A 1,581-nucleotide genomic window follows, 5' to 3' on the forward strand; every position below is an offset into this window, starting at 1 on the left:
GTTCACCATCCCATAGAGCAGCTGTTTCCGCCCTTACTCCATCCCAGCGATCATCGAGACCAATTTCAATTATTTCAGGTAACCCAAGCTTATTACTAGATTTTTGCTTCTTCGCTTCTTCCTTTAAAACTTCAATCGTAAATTTAAATTCGGATATAAAGCCTGTCTGTGCGCAATGAATTTGAACAGTTATGTTACGTTTACCTAAACGCTTTGTAAAATCATTCGTAAAGGATAATGAAAACACTCCTGGTTTCATGTCGCGAACATAATGTGTTGACAAACGTTCCTCATCGACTGTCAACGTTAATAATCCTGGATTCAATATACGTTCAAAATAGTTAATTGGAGCATCTGTAGTAAATGATAATTTAAAATTCGCCTGCTGCTTTACCGTTTTTGTAAAGACTCCTTCAACAATTTTTACACGAGGTATAAAGAAGGTTGGCTCTTCCTTAAGGTCAGGTACATTTGGAGTACCCCCTCCACCTCCTTTACCACCCGTAGTACCTCCCGTTGAACCACCATTTCCACCAGTGACTAGTCCACCTTCCTCATCAACCTTGGAACGAACATTTCCAAATATTAATTTACCATCCATTAAGCCTTTAATAATCGAAGGATTATTTAATGCCCATTTGTCCATCAGTTCTTTTAATTCATCTGAATCGGAAGAAAGGGAGTTTTTTAGTGATTGTTCAATACGTTCTTCTTTAAACTTTTTAATCTTCTCAGAGTTTTCAAGATAAGCCTTTAAGTTTTTAATGATCTCCTTCTTTGGTGCCTTATCTAATATTCGTTCACGGTCAGTCATAAACAGATCCTTTTTAAAGGCTGGAGATATATTAGGAAACTCTAAAACAATTAGCAAAGAGTTTTTAATACTTGATAATCCGATACTACTCAATATTCTGCCATCTAATCCACCTTGAACTTGTTGTCCTAATGTGAAAATAATTGGTTTTTCTCCAATAATAGAATTTTCATCCTWTTTATTACTATCACGCTTATTGAACCCAAAAACTGTCACATTAACACGTTGTATCACAGGCGTTTGCTTACCCACTTTACTGGTAAATTGATTTTCTACAACAATATCAAAGTATGAGGTATCTGGAAAGCCTTCAGCAATTAGTTTATTATTACCTTTAGCATGTTGATCATCACTAAGAACCTTATTCATACCTCGGAAAATTGTATCGTTGTTAAATTTGTTCTTTCTACAGTCAATTAAATTAAAAGGTAAACCTGTATCGAACAAACGTTTTCCCATTTCGTACTTAAAGTGAGATACTAATGGACCTTTATTTTTCAGTTGATAATTGAACATCTTTATAAATGTTCCACTTTCAACAGGTTTTGTATATGGTATACCAGCTGTACAGGAATTATCATATTTTAAGTACTCTTTAGCTTCATTACCTTTTAAAACCATAGGTAATAAATTTAATTGATCCGCTTTAAAACGTGGTACTTTATCATTCGGTGCGAAGAATGTAAAAACGGGTGAACTCTCATTAGGACGTAATTCTTGGCGAATCATTGTCCAACCCCAATATGGAAGTGAATCGTCATTAGGGG

1 protein-coding gene is annotated in these 1,581 nt (G+C 34.9%); it reads right to left on the reverse strand.

Annotated elements, in window-relative coordinates; all coding sequences use genetic code 11:
- Positions 1–1,543, reverse strand: a 1,543-nt coding sequence (locus AC1DSB_RS19045) for a hypothetical protein (RefSeq protein ID WP_477587393.1), incomplete at its 3' end; no start/stop codon positions are given.
- Between the last annotated feature and the right edge of the window lie 38 nt (positions 1,544–1,581).

This window comes from Paenisporosarcina sp. P4_E4_2 (assembly GCF_056401595.1).